The sequence below is a fragment of the Vibrio sp. 10N.222.46.A1 genome, from assembly GCF_041473595.1.
GTDB classification, from domain to species: Bacteria; Pseudomonadota; Gammaproteobacteria; order Enterobacterales; family Vibrionaceae; genus Vibrio; species Vibrio tasmaniensis_A.
Genome location: NZ_JBFRSN010001413.1, coordinates 1 through 525 on the forward strand (window position 1 = coordinate 1; position 525 = coordinate 525).

The window sequence follows — 525 nt, forward strand, 5'->3', positions numbered from 1 at the left end:
GTATGAGATTCAAGCTATCAGCTGAAATTGTTTAGTTGATAGGAATAATATCAATCGAACTTACATTGATTTGATATAACAACGTTAGTAACAAAATGCATGAGGGATGTATAGCATGGCTACAGGTACAGTAAAATGGTTTAACAATGCCAAAGGGTTTGGTTTTATTTGTCCAGAAGGTGAAGATGGCGATATTTTCGCGCACTACTCCACAATACAAATGGAAGGTTATCGAACCTTAAAGGCAGGTCAACAGGTCGATTATGAAGTAGAAAGTGGACCTAAAGGCTCCCATGCTAGCTCCGTTGTTCCTGTAGAAGGCAGCGCCGTAAAATAGGCGATTGCCAAACATGTAGACCTCTATCAGTCTTAATAAACGACTGTCAGGTAAGCAGAACATTGAAACCGCTCATTTCATACCTGTAATACAGGCTTAAATGGGCGGTTTTTCGATCTGAGAGCTAAAAGCTATTCACCAGTACAAATCGTCCGAGAGATCCCTTTAGCAGGTCTAGGTCTAGGTCT

The 525-nt window shown here is 40.8% G+C and carries 1 protein-coding gene; it reads left to right on the forward strand.

Features of this window, described 5'->3' with window-relative positions:
- Positions 1-115 precede the first annotated feature (115 nt).
- Complete coding sequence (cspD, locus tag AB4496_RS27000; protein ID WP_009846336.1) at positions 116-337, forward strand: cold shock domain-containing protein CspD; 222 nt, start codon at positions 116-118, stop codon at positions 335-337.
- The last annotated feature ends 188 nt before the right edge of the window (positions 338-525 follow it).

What these genes read in the sequence shown, in the direction of transcription:
- cspD (WP_009846336.1), top strand. Translation starts at nt 116, where the DNA reads ATGGCTACAGGTACAGTAAAATGGTTTAACAATGCCAAAGGGTTTGGT.